This is a genomic window from Pseudomonas sp. UYIF39 (genome assembly GCF_029963765.1).
In the GTDB taxonomy this organism is placed as follows: domain Bacteria; phylum Pseudomonadota; class Gammaproteobacteria; order Pseudomonadales; family Pseudomonadaceae; genus Aquipseudomonas.
In genome coordinates, this window is the sequence record NZ_JALBYU010000064.1 from 1 (window position 1) to 1,995 (window position 1,995).

Annotated in this window: 2 protein-coding genes; both read left to right on the top strand. The window is 56.2% G+C overall.

Annotated elements, in window-relative coordinates:
- A partial coding sequence (gene istA, locus MO767_RS30795; RefSeq protein WP_282483613.1) for an IS21 family transposase occupies positions 1–1,030 on the top strand: 1,030 nt, incomplete at its 5' end.
- Positions 1,023–1,826: an IS21-like element ISPsy20 family helper ATPase IstB gene (istB, locus tag MO767_RS30800; RefSeq protein ID WP_282483614.1), complete on the top strand. Its 804-nt coding sequence runs from the start codon at positions 1,023–1,025 to the stop codon at positions 1,824–1,826. The genes istA and istB, both read left to right, overlap by 8 nt.
- Positions 1,827–1,995: the final 169 nt, after the last annotated feature.

The following is a 1,995-nucleotide window of genomic DNA, read 5'->3' on the forward strand; positions in this document are numbered from 1 at the left end:
CGCGTTCTGGTTGGTTGCTTATCCCAGCCAAGGTCACGAGATGTTGTTCGATGCCCACACCCGCTCTTTTGGTGCGCTTGGCGGAGTTCCGCGTCGCGGCATTTACGACAACATGAAAACGGCTGTCGACAAGGTCAACAAAGGCAAAGGTCGCACGGTTAATGCCCGGTTTGCTGTCATGTGTGCCCACTACCTGTTCGACCCGGACTTCTGCAACGTCGCCTCGGGTTGGGAAAAAGGCATCGTTGAAAAGAACGTCCAAGACAGCCGTCGGCGCATTTGGATCGACGCTCAAGACTGCATGTTTCACACTTTCGAAGAACTGAATATCTGGCTCGGTCAACGCTGCCGGTCGCTCTGGAGCGAGCTGGTGCATCCCCAGTACAGCGGGCTGACGGTGGCCGAGGTTTTGGAGCTGGAGCGGGTTGAAATGATGCCGATGCCGACAGCGTTTGATGGCTACGTCGAACGTACGGTGCGGGTCTCCAGCACCTGCCTGATCAGCGTGGCGCGAAATCGCTATTCAGTGCCATGTGAGCGAGTCGGCCAGTGGGTCAGCAGCCGTCTGTATCCTTCGCGAATCGTGGTCATCGCCGATGAAACGGTCATAGCCAGCCACGAGCGCCTTTTTGATCGAGATCAGGTTAGTTTTGACTGGCAGCATTACATCCCGCTTATCGAACGCAAGCCCGGGGCACTGCGTAATGGCGCGCCATTTGCCGATCTACCGAAGCCGTTACTGCTTCTCAAACGGGGACTGAGGCGTCACACCAACGGTGATCGAATCATGATGCAGGTACTGGCTGCTGTGCCTATCGCCGGTCTCGAACCGGTGCTGGTTGCGGTGGAGTTGGTACTTGAGTCGGGAAGTCTGAGCGCTGATCACATCCTCAATGTCCTTGCCCGCCTGACCTCCACTGCACCACCTCCCTGCGTGGAAACCAGCCTGCAACTCAAAGTGGCGCCTGTTGCCAATACGGCGCGCTACGACCGGCTCCGTACGACCGATGAGGAGAATCGCAATGCGTGACTTAATGACAGAACTCAAAGAGCTGCGCTTGCACGGCATGGCCGGTGCTTGGGAAGAACTGGTCTCTCAAGGAACAGCCTCGACGGCTTCATCGAAATGGCTGCTGGAACATCTGCTCCAGCAGGAGCATGCGGATCGCGCGGTGCGCTCGGTGAACCACCAGATGAACATGGCAAAACTCCCTATGCACCGTGATTTAGCTGGCTTTGACTTCAGCGCTTCCAGCGCTGATGCCCGGCTGGTCAGCGATCTATCCAGCTTGGCGTTCACTGAAACCGCGCAGAATGTCGTGTTCATCGGTGGGCCGGGAACCGGAAAAACACACCTGGCCAGTGCCTTGGCGGTATCCGGAATCACGGCACATAACAAACGCGTGCGCTTCTTTTCTACGGTGGATCTGGTGAACCTGCTGGAGCGTGAAAAGTACGATGGAAAGGCAGGGCGAATCGCCCAGGGGCTGCTTCGCACAGACCTGGTGATACTTGATGAGCTGGGGTATTTGCCTTTTAGCCAAAGCGGCGGCGCCCTGTTATTTCACCTGCTGTCCAAACTGTACGAACACACCAGCGTGGTTATCACCACCAACCTCAGCTTTTCGGAGTGGTCGAGCGTATTTGGCGACGCCAAGATGACTACTGCGTTGCTGGATCGGTTGACACACCACTGCCACATCGTCGAAACGGGCAACGAGTCGTACCGCCTTCAACACAGCACCTTGGCCGCCCAGACAAAGATCAAATCAAGGGAGCGAAAGCGCAAGAATGGGGATGATTTCGAGGACGATGAGCAGTCTTGATCCGCTCCATAATTGCCCTGCTGCATGCATACATGCGGTGGGGCTGGATGCGTCCTCAACCAGAACACTGCTGCTAAGCTTATCCACAATTGCTGGGACAAAAATCAGCAATCCGTCCTGGGTCATTTTTCAATCGGCAGGGTGGGTCAGTTTTCAATCAGCGCCAACA

Coding starts and splice junctions, on each gene's coding strand:
- istB (WP_282483614.1), top strand. CDS start 1,023: ATGCGTGACTTAATGACAGAACTCAAAGAGCTGCGCTTGCACGGCATG.